The 732-nt window shown below is 50.5% G+C and carries 1 pseudogene; it reads right to left on the bottom strand.

Annotated features, from left to right (window positions below):
* Positions 1-43 precede the first annotated feature (43 nt).
* Positions 44-732, bottom strand: a pseudogene (locus AZ66_RS29430) (glucose-6-phosphate dehydrogenase); the annotation flags it as partial.

The raw sequence follows: 732 nt of genomic DNA, 5'->3' as shown, positions 1-732 counted from the left end.
CCCTGTAGAGGGCACAGCTTTTTATCAATCTATGGGAAACGAATTACTTCGTCCAGACAACTTCACTTTCTTCCTGTCCATTAACAGGCCACCAGTGGAATCCATCCTCTTGCAGAAGCTTGTCTGCTTGCTCAGGGCCCCAAGAGCCTGCCGGATAAGCGAACAAATCTTCGTTAGATTTCCTCCATGCCTTCGCGATATTATCAACGAATGACCATGCAGTAGCCACCTCGTCCCAACGCGTGAAGTACGTGGAATCGCCGCGAGCAGCATCGAAGATCAGACGCTCATACGCTTCTGGCGTATTGATGCCGACCATGCAGCTTTGGCAGAAGTCCATCGCAAGCGGTTGAATGCCGCCTTCCGCTCCAGGCTTCTTACCATTAAGCTTCACATAGATGCCTTCCATCGGATTTACGCGGATAACGAGCAAGTTCGGCTCCAGCTTATGCTTCTGTCCGAGGTATACATTCGTAGGCATGTTCTTGAATTCAACCACAACTTCTGTCGTCTTCACTGGCAGACGCTTGCCTGTCCGAATGTAGAACGGTACTCCCGCCCAGCGGAAGTTGTCAACGAATACACGTGCTGCAAAATATGTCTCCGTAACAGATGCAGGATTCACCTTATCTTCCTCACGATAGCCAGGAAGCTCCTTGCCATTCATCGAGCCTGCGGAATATTGTCCACGCACAACATTGCGGTGAACATCCTCTTGCTCAGGGTATTGGC

This window comes from Paenibacillus sp. E194 (assembly GCF_000935845.1).
Taxonomy (GTDB): Bacteria; Bacillota; Bacilli; order Paenibacillales; family Paenibacillaceae; genus Paenibacillus_B; species Paenibacillus_B alvei_B.
This window is presented reverse-complemented; position numbering and strand designations above follow the sequence as displayed.